Source organism: Type-A symbiont of Plautia stali (assembly GCF_059731155.1).
The window spans coordinates 2,242,052-2,257,048 of sequence record NZ_AP035891.1 but is presented as its reverse complement, the minus strand read 5'-3'; the positions used below and the strand labels follow the sequence as shown (position 1 = coordinate 2,257,048).

Here is a 14,997-nt window from a genome sequence, read left to right as displayed (position 1 = left end):
GCCGCAGCTATGCTATAACCACAGCTCTGTCTTACTCATCAGGGAAGCGATAATGCAAAATAAACCCCTCACGTTGCTGATTCTGAATGGAAAAGGCGCAGGCAATGAAGATTTGCGTGCCGCCGTGAATACTCTGCGCGACGAAGGCTTTAACCTGGCAGTGCGCGTGACCTGGGAAAAAGGCGACGGTGATCGCTACGTGCAGGAAGCGCTGCAGCTGCAGGCGGAAACCGTGGTGGCTGGCGGCGGCGATGGCACCATCAATGAGATTGCCACCGCGCTGGCAGCACTGCCGGCAGCGCAGCGGCCGGTGCTGGGGATTTTACCGCTTGGCACCGCCAACGATTTTGCTACCAGCGCCGGTATCCCGGCAGAAATGGAAGCGGCGCTGCGGCTGGCGGTACTGGGCAAAGCCAAGGCCATCGATCTGGTGCGGGTGAACGGCGACCGTTACTTCATCAACATGGCTACCGGCGGTTTTGGCACGCGCATCACTACGGAAACGCCGGAGAAACTGAAATCGGCGCTGGGCGGCGTCTCCTATTTCATTCATGGCCTGATGCGCGTTGATGCGCTGAAGCCGGACAGCTGCGAAATCAGCGGACCGGGCTTTCACTGGCAGGGTGACGCGCTGGTGATTGGCATTGGCAATGGCCGTCAGGCCGGTGGCGGACAGCGGTTGTGTCCAGAAGCGCTGATTAATGACGGACAACTCAATCTCAGCATCGTAACCGCCCAGGAGCTGCTGCCGACGCTGCTGCACTCGCTGACGCGTGACGACGAAAACCCGAACATTGTCGCGGCACAGCTGACGTCGCTGACCATCCGTTCACCGCATGAGATGACCTTTAACCTCGACGGCGAGCCGCTGTCCGGCAGCGAGTTTGTGATTGAGGTGCAGCCCGGCGCGTTGAGCTGCCGCCTGCCGCCGCAGTGTCCGTTGCTGGCGTAATCATTTGAAAATTCCTGCATTATCCTGGTGCGCATAAATGCGCACCCTATGACAAACGGCAACGGTTGTGGGATTGTATCCGATGCGCATGAATGCGCATCGGGCCATATTTTGTAGATACCGTCTTGCCGGTTACCTGGCAAGACATATTTCGGCATCGAACGGACGACCCGACTTCAGCACACCATAAGCCAGCTGCAGCAGCTTCTTCAGCAAACTTACCGCCGGATTCCACTTCATCGCCACTATCGCTGGCATGTACAGGGCCTTGCGCATCGCGCTGTTGCCCATCTTCGATATCCTGCTTTTGCCCTTCCACTCACCGGACTCCTGCCGCATCGGATTCAGCCCCACCCACGCCACAAGAGCCTTGCTGCTGCTGAACCTCGACATGTCCCCCATATACGCCAGCATCGTGCTGCCCAGCACGCCCGGGATGGACTCCAGCAGTTCCCTGTTCTTTTTAAGGCCCGGGTCATTGTCAATATGGTCGTTTATTGCCCGCTTCGTTTCGTCTATCTGCGCATCCAGCGCCGCAATGACCACGCGGATTGAGGGCTGCACCACCGCATCCGATACCTCCAGCCGGTTCTCTTCCATCTGCCGCATTTCCTGAAGATTCGTCAGGCGCTTCACCAGCGCTTTCAGCCTGCGTTCATTCAGCGGCGCCGGCTGCCACAGCGATGGGCCGTGCAGTTTACAGTAGCGCGCTATCATGCGCGCATCGTCTTTATCCGTCTTATTCCGGCTCAGCTCGGCCTGCCCGAAGCGCCTGATGCGCGCAGGATTTTCCACGCTGACATCATAGCCTTCGTCGTGCAGGAAGGTGGCCAGCGGCTCACTGTACGCGCCGGTAGCCTCCATGCAGATATGGCAGCAGCCGAACGGCTCCAGCCATTTTTTCAGGGCGATAAAGCCCTTAGGGGTGTTGGGAAAGACTTTGGTTTTGTAAGACGTGTCGCCTTTCCAGACGGCCACATCAAACTTTCCGGAGGCAATATCAATGCCGACAGGCATACGGGTTTGCATAGATTCTCCTTAACAGCACAGGGAAACCGCCATGACCATCCTTATGGATGCGTGCTCGGGGCACAGGATACCGTCCGGTCTTGAAGGCGGGAGTTAAGTTGCCGGGGATGAATCCACAAAGCAGGCTTTATGCCCAGGGGTCGCCCCCATCTCACCAGCAACTTCCCGATGATCAGTCGGGGATCATCATACCCGGAGGAGAATGATCGGGATATAAGGGTCGCCATTCATGGCGACCTGATAAAACCGCGCAGTAACCTTGTCAGGCCGCCCTTTATGGCGACCTGAGATGCATCGCTGACAAACATCAGGCCAACAACGGCGCTATTCCGGAACATTCACCCGCCACTTTTCGCTATCCTTATTCCGTGCCACAACACCACAGGAGGTGAGCATTGAATATTATTGCGATCATGGGACCGCACGGCGCGTTCTACAAAGATGAACCGATTCGCGAACTGGACGCGGCGCTAAAGCTGCAGGGTTTCCAGACCGTTTATCCCAACAATGCCAGCGACCTGCTGAAACTGATCGAACACAACCCGCGCGTCTGCGGGGTGATTTTTGACTGGGACGACTACAGCCTGGCGCTGTGCAGCGACATCAATCAGCTCAACGAATCGCTGCCGCTGTATGCCTTCATCAACACCCATTCGCAGATGGATGTCAGCATTAATGAAATGCGCATGGCGCTGCACTTCTTCGAATACGCGCTCAACGCCGCTGATGATATCGCGCTGCATATCCGGCAGTACACCGATGAGTACATCGACAAAATTATGCCGCCGCTGACCAAAGCGCTGTTCACCTACGTCAAAGAGGGGAAATACACCTTCTGCACGCCGGGCCACATGGGCGGCACGGCGTTTCAGAAAAGCCCGGTCGGCAGCCTGTTCTATGATTTCTTCGGCGCCAACACGCTCAAAGCGGATGTTTCGATCTCGGTCACCGAGCTGGGTTCGCTGCTCGATCACACCGGTCCGCACCTCGAAGCAGAAGAGTATGTGGCGCATACCTTTGGCGCTGAACAGAGCTATATGGTCACCAACGGCACGTCGACTTCGAATAAAATCGTCGGAATGTACGCCGCACCGGCCGGCAGCACGGTACTGATTGATCGCAACTGTCACAAATCACTGACGCATCTGCTGATGATGAGCGACATCATCCCCATCTGGCTCAAACCGACGCGGAACGCGCTGGGCATTTTGGGTGGCATCCCCAAGCGCGAATTCACCCGCGACAGCATCCAGCAGAAAGTTAACGACACACCGCGCGCCAGCTGGCCGGTGCACGCGGTCATCATCAACTCAACCTACGACGGTCTGCTGTATAACACGCAATACATCAAACAGACGCTGGACGTGCCGTCCATTCATTTCGATTCCGCCTGGGTGCCGTACACCAACTTTCACCCTATCTACAGCGGCAAAAGCGGCATGAGCGGCGAGCGCATTCCCGGCAAAGTGATCTATGAAACCCAGTCGACCCACAAACTGCTGGCGGCGTTCTCACAGGCGTCGCTGATTCACATCAAGGGCGATTACGATCACGACACCTTCAACGAAGCCTACATGATGCACACCACCACCTCGCCGAGCTACGCGATCGTCTCTTCGATTGAGACCGCGGCGGCGATGCTGCGCGGTAATCCGGGCCGGCGGCTGATTAATCGCTCGGTGGAGCGCGCGCTGCATTTTCGCCGGGAGATCCAGCGGCTGCGCGAAGAGTCTGACGGCTGGTTCTTTGATATCTGGCAGCCGGAGCGGGTGGATGAAGCCGAATGCTGGCCGATTCAGCCGGGCGATGAGGCGTGGCACGGCTTTACGCACGCCGATCGCGATCATATGTATCTCGATCCCATCAAAGTCACCATTCTCACGCCGGGCATGAGCGAACTGGGCCAGATGGCGGAAGAGGGCATTCCGGCCGCGCTGGTGGCGAAATTCCTCGACCAGCGTGGCATCGTGGTGGAGAAGACCGGGCCGTACAATCTGCTGTTCCTGTTCAGCATTGGCATCGATAAAACCAAAGCGATGAGTGTGCTGCGCGGACTGACGGAGTTCAAACGCGCCTACGGTCTCAACCTGCGGGTAAAAAACATGCTGCCGGATCTCTATGCTGAAGATCCAGACTTCTACCGTAACATGCGCATCCAGACGCTGGCGCAGGGCATTCATCAGCTGATCCTGCAGCACGATCTGCCGCGTCTGATGCTGCGGGCATTCGACGTTCTGCCGGAGATGAAGATGACGCCGCACCAGGCGTTTCAGCGGCAGGTGCAGGGACAGGTGGAAACCGTGGACATTCGCGAGTTGGTCGGGCGGATTTCAGCCAACATGATCCTGCCTTATCCGCCAGGCGTGCCGCTGGTGATGCCGGGCGAGATGATTACCGAACAGAGCCGGGCGGTGCTGGATTTTCTGCTGATGCTCGGCACCATCGGGCGGCACTATCCCGGCTTTGAAACTGATATTCACGGTGCCACGCTCACCGACGACGGCCGCTATCTGGTGCGCGTGCTGCGCGACGAGCCTGCGCGCTAACTTCAGATAATTGCCTCTTTTCAGCGCTGCGCCGGGCATGTAGGCTAAGCGGCTCAGAATACATTCGGAGCCGCTATGCTGCAGATAAAACAGATTCACCATATCGCCATTATTGCCACCGATTATCAGCGCAGTAAGGCGTTTTACTGCGACTTGCTGGGCTTTGAGCTAATGGGTGGCGCGACTCATGGAAAGGCGACCTTGGCCTTAATGGCATCTATACCATTGAGTTGTTCTCGTTTCCTGCGCCGCCGCCGCGCGTCAGCGGACCGGAAGCGTGCGGGCTGCGCCATCTGGCGTTTTGTGTGGATGATGTCGAACAATCGGTTGCCGCGCTGGCGGAAAAGGGCGTGGTGTGTGAGCCGATCCGCATCGATGCTCTCACCGGTAAAGCCTGCACCTTCTTCCCCGATCCGGACGGTTTGCCGCTGGAGCTGTATCAGGTGTAAAATAGCGCGCGCAGTGAGCCGCAATCCGGCGGTTCACCTCAACGGAATGCGTGCATGTCCTTTTCTCATCTTGCTGCGCTGCTGCCAGCCGATGCCCGCTGCGTGCTGGCATTCAGCGGCGGGCTCGATTCCAGCGTCCTGCTGTATCAGTTAGTAAGCTGGCAACGCCAGCAGCCGCAGCTGCGCGTGCGCACATTACATGTGCACCATGGTTTTAGTCCTAACGCCGATCGCTGGGCGGCGCACTGCCAGCAGCAGTGTCAGCAGTGGCACATTCCCTGCGAGGTGCTGCGCGTGCAGGTGGACGCTCGCGCCGGCGGCATTGAAGCCGCAGCCCGCACGGCGCGCTATCAGGCGTTATTTACTCACCTGCAACCCGGTGAGTACTTACTTACTGCTCAGCACCTCGATGACCAAGCTGAAACGCTGCTGCTGGCGCTGAAACGCGGCAGCGGTCCGGCTGGTCTGGCGGCGATGCCGCAGCAGCGGCAGGTTAACGGCCACTGGCATCTGCGCCCGTTGCTTAACCTCAGCCGTCAGCAGCTGGAAGCTTACGCTGTCGGGCACCAGCTGGACTGGATTGACGATGAAAGCAACGCTGATCGCCGCTACGATCGCAATTTTCTGCGCCAGGACGTGCTGCCGCTGCTGCAGGCGCGCTGGCCTCACTTCAGCGCGGCCAGCGCCCGCAGCGCAGCGCTGTGCGGTGAGCAGGAGCAATTGCTGGATGAGCTGCTCAGCGAGCAGCTGGCGCAGCTGACCGATGCCCAAGGCGCGCTGCATTTTCCGCCGTTGCTGGCGTGTAGCGAGGCGCGGCGGCACGCGCTGCTGCGGCGCTGGATTGGCGAACGCGGTGGCGCAATGCCTGCGCGCGACGCGCTGCAGCGCATTACCGACGAGGTGATGCACAGCCGTGAAGATGCGCAGCCGTGTCTGCGCTTTGGCGCGCACGAACTGCGGCGCTACCGGGAGCGGCTTTACTGGCTGCCGCGACAGCACTCACTGAGTCAGCACTCGCTAACCTGGCAGCAGCTGACGCAGCCATTAATTTTGCCTGATGGGCTGGGTGAACTGCACGCCAGTCCGGCGCTGGCGGAACTGTGCCGGCCGGCGGCGGATGAGCAGGTTATTGTGCGCTTTCAGGCCTACGGCTATCACCATGTTGTCGGCCGGGCTGGTGGTCGCGAAATGAAAAAACTGTGGCAGGAGCTGGGCGTCCCGCCGTGGCAGCGCGAACGTATTCCGTTGATTTACTACAACCAGACGCTGATTGCCGCGCCTGGGCTGTTTGTCACCCGCGCAGGCGCGGCGGGCGAGACGCAAGGCTGGCAGGCGATCTGGTCAACACCCTAAAAAGGAACAGCAATGATGAAACAGTGGATTGTCGCGGCGCTACTGGCTGCTGCGCTGCCGGCTTTTGCACAGGGCGACGTCAAGGCCGGCGCGCAGAAAGCCGCCAGCTGTATGGCGTGCCATGGCGCGGAAGGTAAGAGCGCGGTGCCGCTTTACCCTAATCTGGTCGGGCAGCATGCACCTTACCTGCTGCATTCGCTGCAGGCCTACAAAAAAGGCGAGCGCAGTGGCGGTCAGGCAGAGGTGATGAAAGCCTTCGTGGCCGGATTGAGCGATCAGGATATGGATGATTTAGCGGCGTACTACGCTTCGCTGCAGCCTTAAGCGAGGTGGGCGGGAACAGCTTTCCCGCCCGGGGAGAGATTATTCGTCTTCGCTGACGATAACGGTGCCCAGCTCAGGATGGCTGACGCTGGCGATGTGGTCGAGACGCAGCTCGCGCGTTTCACCGGAGAGGTCGACCGCAAGATACTCGACGTTTTTAGGTGAGACCATGTCCACGGCTTTAGCCTTCAGCTGGTCGCCGTTTTTGAGCTCCAGCGACAGCGTCCAGTGTTTGGTACAGGCGAGCTCGAGGTTGTCGTAGTCATCACAGTTGATGGGTTTGTAGGCTTCATTCGTCAACATAGTCGCTCACCAATAAGTTTGCAGCGGCATACGCTGCCTGTTCCCTGACAGAAGAGTTTAGCGGAGAATTAGCGGCAATATCATTGAGTGCTTTCAGTGCGCATCTGGCACATACCCCAGGTCGCCGCTGCCAATCCCGGTATACTTCTGGCGAACTAACTCACAATACTTTTGCACATACACCTCCTCAGCAGAGCATCAATACTCTGGTTGATATGCGACTATATCACAGGGGTTCGCTGGAAATCAGCCAGGGGGCGCAGGGAAGGTGGCAAAGAAAGGGCAAAAAGTGACAGCCAGCACTGGTCTCAGCCAGCCTGGCAGCGCACAAAAGGTTAAGTTGATGAACAGGTTATTTCCGGATACAACCGCGCTGATAACGGCAGGTGGCAGATGATTGTGCTGTCACGTAGTGTTTCAATTGCGGACATGAAGTGGAGCTCAGTGCCATTCGCGCTCAGGGCGCGGGCGGCCAGCACGTCAATAAGACGTCGACCGCCATCCATCTGCGCTTCGATATTCACGCCTCGTCGCTACCGCCGTTTTATAAACAGCGGCTGCTGGAGGCGAACCACCATTTGATCAGCGCCGATGGCGTGGTGATTATCAAAGCGCAGGAGTATCGCAGCCAGGAGATGAACCGCGAAGCGGCGCTGCAGCGGCTGATCAACCTGATACGCGAGCTGACAACGGTGGAGAAAGTGCGCCGCGCGACGCGCCCGACGCGGGCGTCAAGAGAGCGGCGGCTGGAAGGCAAATCACGACGTAGCAATGTGAAGGCGCTACGCGGCAAGCTACGCTAAAAAAAACGTCTCCGGCAGGAGGTGTTAGGGGATTACTTGTTGAGTGCGCGGCTGAGGAAGTCGACGATGTCGTGCTGCTTGATCATCTGCTTCTCGCTGGCGGCGCGGGCTTTGTACTCAATCTCCTGGTTATCCAGGTTGCGATCGCCAATCACGATAGTGTGCGGTACGCCGATCAGTTCCATATCGGCGAACATCACGCCCGGACGCTCTTTACGATCGTCAAGAATTACGTCGATGCCTTTGGCGCGCAGCTCGTTGTACAGCTGTTCCGCCAGCTCTTTCACGCGGAAGGATTTGTGCATGTTCATCGGCAGAATCGCCACTTCGAACGGTGCCAGCGCCGCTGGCCAGATAATACCGCGCTCGTCGTGGTTCTGTTCGATAGCCGCCGCCACGACGCGGGTGATACCGATACCGTAGCAGCCCATGGTCATGATCTGGTTGCGACCATCTTCACCCTGTACCGCTGCTTTCATCGCGTCCGAATATTTGGTGCCGAGCTGGAAGATGTGGCCGACTTCAATGCCGCGCTTAATCATCAACATGCCTTTGCCATCCGGGCTCGGATCGCCTTCTACCACGTTACGAATATCTTCTACGCGTGTTTCTGGCAGATCGCGGCCCCAGTTGATGCCGGCATAGTGCTGGCCATCAATGTTGGCGCCTGCTGCGAAGTCACTCATTTTTGCCACGGTGCGGTCAGCAATCACCGGGATGGTCAGACCGACCGGACCGAGAGAACCAAAACCGGCACCGATGGCGGCGCGAATCTCTTCCTCGCTGTCCATTTCCAGTGGAGCGGCCACAATGTCCAGATGCTCGGCTTTGATTTCGTTGAGCTCGTGGTCGCCGCGTAACAGCAGCGCAACCAGCGAATGGCCGCTCTCTTCGCTGGCTTTCACGATCAGCGTTTTCACCGTTTTTTCTACCGGGATCTGGTGCTGTTCGACCAGCTCGGCGATGGTTTTCGCGTTTGGCGTGGCGAACTGCGTCAGCGTCTGCGTTGCCGCCGGGCGCTCACCGGCAGGTGCCAGCGCTTCGGCTTTCTCAATGTTGGCCGCGTAATCGGACTCGCTGGAGAAGATCACATCATCTTCACCACTCTGCGCCAGCACCTGGAACTCATGCGAGCCGCTGCCGCCAATCGAACCGGTATCGGCCTGTACGGCGCGGAAATCCAGCCCCATGCGGCTGAAGCTCTGGCTGTAGGCGCGGTACATCGCATCGTAAGTTTCCTGCAGCGACTCCTGCGAGGTGTGGAACGAGTACGCATCCTTCATGATAAATTCGCGCGAACGCATCACGCCAAAACGCGGGCGTACTTCATCACGGAATTTTGTCTGGATCTGATAGACGTTGAGCGGCAGCTGCTTATAGGAACTCAGCTCGTTGCGGATCAGGTCGGTGACCACTTCTTCATGGGTCGGACCCAGGACGAACGGACGCTCGTGGCGGTCTTTAATGCGCAGCAGCTCCGGGCCGTACTGCTCCCAGCGACCGCTCTCTTCCCACAGATCGGCTGGCTGAACCACCGGCATTGAGATCTCAATCGCACCGGCGTTGTTCATCTCTTCGCGCACGATGTTTTCAACTTTTCGCAGCACGCGAATACCGGTCGGCAGCCAGGTATAGAGACCAGAAGCCAGTTTGCGGATCATACCGGCGCGCAGCATCAGCTGGTGGCTGATCACTTCAGCATCGGAAGGCGTCTCCTTCAGGGTGGAGAGCAGATATTGAGTAGTACGCATTAATTTACGATTCCAGTTGTACGGAAGGATACGAACAAAAAATTTGCTGGCGGCTAGTGTACCAGCGAGATCAGTCACTCAAAAGCTTGTTTTAGCGCGGATCGAGTGCGATCACCTCGGTTCCCGCCGCGTCAATGCGCCAGCGCACATTAAAGTCGAGTAGCCACGCGGCATATTCGCGGCCGGGGCTTTCGCCTTTGCGATAAGCCGGGCGCGGATCCTGCGCCAGCACTTCAGTGATAAAGCGCGCCAGCTGCGGGTAGTGGCGTTGCTGCTGTTGCAGCTGCTGCTGCGCCAGCGCGGAGAAACGCACCGGCATGCTGGCGTCGGGCGCGCTCTGAGCGAAACCCGCGCGCGCCGCAGGCAGCGCTTCGGCGAAGGGCAGGTAAGGCTTGATATCCACCACAGGGGTGCCGTCCACCAAATCGAGGCTGCCTAATTGCAGAATCACCTGTTGCTGCTCGCAGCGGATGCCTTTGAGCTCAACCAGCGACATGCCGATAGGATTGGGGCGAAAGGTTGAGCGGGTGGCGAATATGCCCATGCGTGCATTACCGCCGAGGCGCGGTGGGCGTACGGTTGGACGCCAGCCGCCGGCCATGGTCTGGTGAAAGACGAACAGCACCCACAGATGGCTGAATGCCTCCAGTCCACGCATCGCTTCAGGCTGATTGTACGGCGCCAGCAGATGCAGTTCGCCACCGCCGTCCTGCACCAGACCCGGCTGGCGCGGTACGGCAAATTTCTCTTTCCACGGAGACCGGATCACGCCGATTTGCGAAAAGGCAAATTCACTCATTGATTCGAGACTTTCAGCGCGGAGCCCTGGCATACTGCCTGGCGATAGCAGCTTGGCGTGCTGGAGACAATTTCACACTTGTGCAGCAGCACGGCGTTGGCTTTCATGCCGGCCGCTTTAATCTGCAGGCGTTTGCGCGCGGTATTGAGGTTCGGCGGCGAGTCCTAGGTGCTGCTCTGGCAATCATCACCAGACACTTCGCCCAGATCGCGGAACGGATTGCTGACCAGATCGGTCGCATCGGTATAGATCTTCACCGGGGCCGGACGCGCAGCCGGTTTGCGCTGAGGTTCGCTGGTTGATTGCTGCGGGCGAGACGGAGCACTGCTTATTGGGTGATATTCACGCACGCACCCGGTCAGCATCAATGCCAACAAGCAGAGCGGTAAAAAACGCATGGCAACATCCTCATGTAATAAAAAGTGGCGTTATTGAAACAAGGACGACCAGAAATAACAAGTCAGCTGCCACATGCTGAAATAGAAAGGGCGGCCGAAGCCGCCCTGCACCGCATGAAAGGGATAATTACCAGCCTTTCACTGCGCCGTCGTTGAAGATTTTGTTGGCGGCTTCAGACACTTCGTCAGACTGGTAAGCCTCAACAAACTTTTTCACGTTCTCCGCGTCTTTGTTGTCTTCGCGGCTAACGATTAGGTTCACGTACGGCGAGTCTTTATCTTCTACAAAGATGCCGTCCTTCGCCGGGGTCAGGCCAATCTGGCTGGCGTAAGTGGTGTTGATCACCGCCAGCGCAATCTGCTGATCGTCGAGTGAACGTGGCAGCTGTGGCGCTTCCAACTCAACAATCTTCAGGTTCTTTGGATTCTCAGTGATATCCAGTGAGGTTGGCAGCAGGCCCACGCCATCTTTCAGTTTGATCAGGCCCACTTTCTGCAGCAGCAGCAGAGAACGACCAAGGTTGGTTGGATCGTTCGGGATAGCGATCTGCGCGCCGTTCTGCAGCTCATCCAGCGATTTGATTTTTTTCGAGTAGCCGGCAATCGGATAAACGAAGGTGTTGCCGACCGGGACCAGTTTGTAACCGCGGTCTTTGATCTGCTGATCGAGGTACGGCTTGTGCTGGAAGGCGTTAACGTCAATATCGCCTTTGCTCAGCGCTTCGTTAGGCAGCACGTAATCGTTAAAGGTAACCAGTTCAACATCGAGACCGTATTTCTCTTTCGCGACTTTCACGGCAGTTTCCGCAACCTGCTGCTCAGCCCCGACAATCACACCCACTTTAATGTCGTTGGGATCTTTCTCTTTCTGATCGCATCCTGCCAGCGCAATCGCGCCAATCAGAGCACCCACAGCGGCAATCTTTTTAAATGTGAAAGACATATCCTTTCCTTAAATAGAGGACTATTGATGTTGTTTGCTTATTTATGTGACACCGCACGCACGATGCGGTCACCACAGAACTGAATTAAATACACCAGCACCACCAGCAAAATCAGCACGGTATTCATCACGGTGGCGTTATAGCCGATGTAACCATACTGATAGCCAATCTGGCCCAGACCGCCCGCGCCCACAGTACCGCCCATGGCGGAGTAGCCCACCAGCGTAATCAGGGTAATTGTAGCAGCATTCACCAGCCCTGGCAGCGCTTCCGGCAGCAGCACTTTACGCACGATCTGCAGCGGTGTGGCACCCATGGCGCGCGAGGCTTCAATCAGTCCGGTCGGCAACTCAAGCAGCGCGTTTTCCACCATACGGGCGATAAACGGCGCCGCGCCCACGGTCAGCGGAACGATGGCCGCCTGCAGACCAATGGAGGTGCCGACGATGGCGCGGGTAAACGGAATCATCCACACCAGCAGGATAATGAAAGGAATGGAACGGAAAATATTGACGATGGCTGACAGCACGCGATACAGCGCGGTGTTGGCCAGAATCTGCCCCGGACGCGTGACGTACAGCAGTACGCCAACCGGCAGGCCAAGCACAAAGCCAAAGAAACCAGAAACGAAGGTCATCATCAGCGTTTCCCAGACGCCACGCGTCAGTAACCACAGCATCGCTTCAGACATAACCCAGCACCTCTACTTTCACATGATTTTCTTTCAGCCAGGCAATAGCGGCTTGTGTATCTGTTTCACTGCCGTCCATTTCGGCCAGCATGATGCCGAACTTCACGCCACCGGCGTAATCCATCTGGGCACTGATAATGTTGTTATTGACGTTGAAACGGCGCGCGGCTTCTGACAGCAGCGGCGCATCCACCGATTTACCGGTGAACTCCAGCCGCAGCAGCGGCACGCTCTCGGCACCCGCGCTCGCCTGCATGCGCTGCTGGTAATCATCCGGAATATCCAGATGCAGCGTTGACTGAATAAACTGCTGGGCCAGTGGCGTTTTCGGGTGCGAGAACACTTCGCTGACGCTGTCTTTTTCAATCAGTTCGCCGTTGCTGATCACCGCCACCTGATCGCAGATGCGTTTCACCACATCCATCTCGTGGGTGATCAGCAGAATGGTGATGCCGAGACGACGGTTAATGTCTTTCAGCAGCGCCAGAATCGAGCGGGTGGTGGCCGGGTCCAGCGCGCTGGTGGCTTCATCACACAGCAGGACTTTCGGATTGCTGGCCAGCGCACGGGCAATCGCGACGCGCTGTTTCTGACCGCCGGACAGATTCGCCGGCCAGCTGTCGTGTTTGTCCGCCAGACCGACCAGCTCCAGCAGCTCGCTGACGCGCTTTTTGATCGCCTCGCGTGACAGGTTACCCAGCTCAAGCGGCAGCGCAACGTTGCCCGACACGGTGCGGGAGTTCATCAGGTTGAAGTGCTGGAAGATCATGCCAATCTGGCGGCGCGCCAGCGTTAATTGCCCGGAAGAGAGCGCGGTGAGATCCTGACCGTCAACCAGCACGCGACCGGATGTCGGGCGCTCCAGCAGATTGACGCAGCGAATCAGCGTACTTTTACCGGCACCGGATGAACCGATGACGCCATAAATTTGTCCGGCAGGCACGTGCAGGCTAACGTTTGACAACGCCTGAATAGTGCGTAAACCTTGCTGGAACACTTTGGTGATATTTTCGATTTTAATCATTAGTTTAATTGTTATCGTGTTGCGTTGTCCGTGGTGTATCGGTCTTCGCGCCGCCGGGGCAGGCGAAATCTGGATGGATGGTAAGGTGTCCAGACGGCTAAATCAATCAAAGTCATTCAATCTGCCATTCTCACGGTACGCGCAATCATGCGATACTGCGCGGCACTATTTGCAGCAGGAGTTTCTACGTGGCGAACCCAGTCCCGGCTATTTTTCTCGATCGTGATGGCACCCTGAATGTCGATCACGGCTATGTCCATGAGATCGATAATTTTCAGTTTATTGATGGCACCATTGAAGCGCTGCAGGCGTTAAACAAGATGGGCTACGCGCTGGTGCTGGTGACTAACCAGTCTGGCATCGCGCGCGGCATGTTTACCGAAGATCAGTTTATGCAACTCACCGAGTGGATGGACTGGTCGCTGGCCGATCGCGATGTCGATCTCGACGGCATCTACTTCTGTCCGCATCTGCCTGATGCAACGGTCGTGGAGTACCGCCAGACTTGCGATTGCCGCAAGCCGCAACCGGGCATGCTGCTTTCGGCGCAGAAACACCTGAACATCGATATGGCGGCTTCTTATATGGTGGGCGATAAGCTGGAAGATATGCTGGCAGCGCAGGCGGCAGGCGTAGGAACCAAAGTGCTGGTGCGCAGCGGTAAGCCGGTCACCGCCGAAGGCGAAGCGGCCGCGGACTGGGTGATTGATAGTCTCGCAGAGCTGCCGGCGCGCATGAAAAAGGCCTGAAATCAGGCCTTCTGCACAAATCTTAAGCGAACAGTAAAAAAGTTTAAATTTGCACTTGCGCTTCCATAAGTTCGCCCTATAATGCGCCACTACTGAGACGGCAAAGCGGCAACGCAGGCGGCTCAGCAGGGCGTGAAGCGATTCACCCCGCCGGAGAAAAACGCTGAAAAAAGTGTTTGACTCTGAAGGAGGAAAGCGTAATATACGCGACCTTGCGACAACAGGCCGAACGCCGCGTCGCACCGCTCTTTAACAATTTATCAGACAATCTGTGTGGGCACTCGCAGGATTGATATCGCAAGCCTGCGGGCTTTAAAAAATATCAAGTCTTTGCTGAGTGAACACGTAATTCATTACGAAGTTTAATTCACAGAGCATCGCTGCACTGGTTGCAGCAAATCAAACTTTAAATTGAAGAGTTTGATCATGGCTCAGATTGAACGCTGGCGGCAGGCCTAACACATGCAAGTCGAACGGCAGCACAGAAGAGCTTGCTCTTTGGGTGGCGAGTGGCGGACGGGTGAGTAATGTCTGGGAAACTGCCCGATGGAGGGGGATAACTACTGAAAACGGTAGCTAATACCGCATAACGTCGCGAGACCAAAGTGGAGGACCTTCGGGCCTCACACCATCGGATGTGCCCAGATGGGATTAGCTAGTAAATGGGGTAATGGCTCACCTAGGCGACGATCCCTAGCTGGTCTGAGAGGATGACCAGCCACACTGAAACTGAGACACGGTCCAGACTCCTACGGAAGGCAGCAGTGAGGAATATTGCACAATAGGCGCAAGCCTGATGCAGCCATGCCGCGTGTATGAAGAAGGCTTTCGGGTTGTAAAGTACTTTCAGCGGGGAGGAAGGCGGTGAGGTTAATAACCTCG

General features: G+C 57.2%; 12 protein-coding genes, 4 pseudogenes and 1 other annotated feature (1 of these 17 running past the window's edge). Of the genes and pseudogenes, 7 read left to right on the top strand and 9 right to left on the bottom strand.

Going from position 1 to position 14,997, the window contains the following annotated elements:
• The first annotated feature begins 52 nt into the window (after positions 1-52).
• Positions 53-952, top strand: a complete 900-nt coding sequence (gene yegS / locus AC6I8M_RS12140) for a lipid kinase YegS (protein ID WP_010617666.1) — start codon at positions 53-55, stop codon at positions 950-952.
• A gap of 132 nt (positions 953-1,084) precedes the next feature.
• On the opposite strand, the gene AC6I8M_RS12135 is transcribed toward yegS, so the two are convergent.
• Positions 1,085-1,981, bottom strand: a complete 897-nt coding sequence (locus tag AC6I8M_RS12135; protein WP_498013394.1) for an IS110 family RNA-guided transposase — start codon at positions 1,979-1,981, stop codon at positions 1,085-1,087.
• A 395-nt stretch (positions 1,982-2,376) separates the two neighbouring features.
• On the opposite strand from AC6I8M_RS12135, the gene AC6I8M_RS12130 reads away from it, so the two are divergent.
• The 4 genes and pseudogenes from AC6I8M_RS12130 to AC6I8M_RS12115 all read left to right on the top strand — a co-directional run bounded on the left by AC6I8M_RS12130 (position 2,377) and on the right by AC6I8M_RS12115 (position 6,653).
• Positions 2,377-4,527, top strand: coding sequence for a lysine decarboxylase LdcC (locus tag AC6I8M_RS12130; protein ID WP_010618737.1), 2,151 nt, complete (start codon positions 2,377-2,379; stop codon positions 4,525-4,527).
• Between the two features lie 75 nt (positions 4,528-4,602).
• Positions 4,603-4,976: pseudogene (locus AC6I8M_RS12125) on the top strand (VOC family protein).
• 54 nt (positions 4,977-5,030) lie between these two features.
• Complete coding sequence (gene tilS / locus AC6I8M_RS12120; RefSeq protein WP_010618739.1) at positions 5,031-6,329, top strand: tRNA lysidine(34) synthetase TilS; 1,299 nt, start codon at positions 5,031-5,033, stop codon at positions 6,327-6,329.
• 15 nt (positions 6,330-6,344) lie between these two features.
• Positions 6,345-6,653, top strand: coding sequence for a c-type cytochrome (locus AC6I8M_RS12115; protein WP_041387381.1), 309 nt, complete (start codon positions 6,345-6,347; stop codon positions 6,651-6,653).
• 39 nt (positions 6,654-6,692) lie between these two features.
• On the opposite strand, the gene rof is transcribed toward AC6I8M_RS12115, so the two are convergent.
• On the bottom strand, positions 6,693-6,956 hold the full coding sequence (gene rof / locus AC6I8M_RS12110; RefSeq protein ID WP_010618741.1) for a Rho-binding antiterminator: 264 nt from the start codon (positions 6,954-6,956) through the stop codon (positions 6,693-6,695).
• Positions 6,943-7,133: pseudogene (locus AC6I8M_RS12105) on the bottom strand (YaeP family protein). The gene rof and the pseudogene AC6I8M_RS12105 overlap by 14 nt, the downstream one beginning before the upstream one ends.
• Before the next feature lie 216 nt (positions 7,134-7,349).
• Between AC6I8M_RS12105 and arfB the strand changes: the two are divergent.
• Positions 7,350-7,759 (top strand): annotated as a pseudogene (gene arfB / locus AC6I8M_RS12100) (alternative ribosome rescue aminoacyl-tRNA hydrolase ArfB).
• 32 nt (positions 7,760-7,791) lie between these two features.
• Here arfB and proS read toward each other — a convergent pair.
• From proS to metN, 6 genes and pseudogenes are all read right to left on the bottom strand, one after another.
• Positions 7,792-9,510, bottom strand: a complete 1,719-nt coding sequence (gene proS, locus AC6I8M_RS12095) for a proline--tRNA ligase (RefSeq protein WP_010618743.1) — start codon at positions 9,508-9,510, stop codon at positions 7,792-7,794.
• 91 nt (positions 9,511-9,601) lie between these two features.
• Positions 9,602-10,309, bottom strand: a complete 708-nt coding sequence (gene tsaA, locus AC6I8M_RS12090) for a tRNA (N6-threonylcarbamoyladenosine(37)-N6)-methyltransferase TrmO (RefSeq protein WP_010618744.1) — start codon at positions 10,307-10,309, stop codon at positions 9,602-9,604.
• Positions 10,306-10,707: pseudogene (gene rcsF / locus AC6I8M_RS12085) on the bottom strand (envelope stress sensor lipoprotein RcsF). The gene tsaA and the pseudogene rcsF overlap by 4 nt, the downstream one beginning before the upstream one ends.
• Before the next feature lie 127 nt (positions 10,708-10,834).
• Complete coding sequence (locus AC6I8M_RS12080; protein WP_010618745.1) at positions 10,835-11,650, bottom strand: MetQ/NlpA family lipoprotein; 816 nt, start codon at positions 11,648-11,650, stop codon at positions 10,835-10,837.
• A gap of 38 nt (positions 11,651-11,688) precedes the next feature.
• The gene (locus AC6I8M_RS12075; protein WP_010618746.1) at positions 11,689-12,342 is read right to left on the bottom strand and encodes a methionine ABC transporter permease MetI; all 654 of its coding nucleotides are present in this window, start codon (positions 12,340-12,342) and stop codon (positions 11,689-11,691) included.
• A complete protein-coding gene (metN, locus tag AC6I8M_RS12070; protein ID WP_010618747.1) occupies positions 12,335-13,366 on the bottom strand; it encodes a methionine ABC transporter ATP-binding protein MetN in 1,032 nt (343 codons plus the stop codon). Before metN ends, AC6I8M_RS12075 begins: the two co-directional genes overlap by 8 nt.
• A 188-nt stretch (positions 13,367-13,554) precedes the next feature.
• On the opposite strand from metN, the gene gmhB reads away from it, so the two are divergent.
• A complete protein-coding gene (gene gmhB, locus AC6I8M_RS12065; protein ID WP_010618748.1) occupies positions 13,555-14,115 on the top strand; it encodes a D-glycero-beta-D-manno-heptose 1,7-bisphosphate 7-phosphatase in 561 nt (186 codons plus the stop codon).
• Positions 14,116-14,531: 416 nt separating this feature from the next.
• Positions 14,532-14,997, top strand: a sequence feature (16S ribosomal RNA rRNA prediction is too short); it runs 409 nt beyond the window's last position.

Bases quoted from the DNA above. Each gene is read 5' to 3' on its own strand.
- AC6I8M_RS12115 (WP_041387381.1), top strand. From the start codon at position 6,345: ATGAAACAGTGGATTGTCGCGGCGCTACTGGCTGCTGCGCTGCCGGCT.
- tsaA (WP_010618744.1), bottom strand. From the start codon at position 10,309: ATGAGTGAATTTGCCTTTTCGCAAATCGGCGTGATCCGGTCTCCGTGG.
- AC6I8M_RS12075 (WP_010618746.1), bottom strand. From the start codon at position 12,342: ATGTCTGAAGCGATGCTGTGGTTACTGACGCGTGGCGTCTGGGAAACG.
- AC6I8M_RS12135 (WP_498013394.1), bottom strand. From the start codon at position 1,981: ATGCAAACCCGTATGCCTGTCGGCATTGATATTGCCTCCGGAAAGTTT.
- metN (WP_010618747.1), bottom strand. From the start codon at position 13,366: ATGATTAAAATCGAAAATATCACCAAAGTGTTCCAGCAAGGTTTACGC.
- AC6I8M_RS12080 (WP_010618745.1), bottom strand. From the start codon at position 11,650: ATGTCTTTCACATTTAAAAAGATTGCCGCTGTGGGTGCTCTGATTGGC.
- tilS (WP_010618739.1), top strand. From the start codon at position 5,031: ATGTCCTTTTCTCATCTTGCTGCGCTGCTGCCAGCCGATGCCCGCTGC.
- yegS (WP_010617666.1), top strand. From the start codon at position 53: ATGCAAAATAAACCCCTCACGTTGCTGATTCTGAATGGAAAAGGCGCA.
- proS (WP_010618743.1), bottom strand. From the start codon at position 9,510: ATGCGTACTACTCAATATCTGCTCTCCACCCTGAAGGAGACGCCTTCC.
- rof (WP_010618741.1), bottom strand. From the start codon at position 6,956: ATGTTGACGAATGAAGCCTACAAACCCATCAACTGTGATGACTACGAC.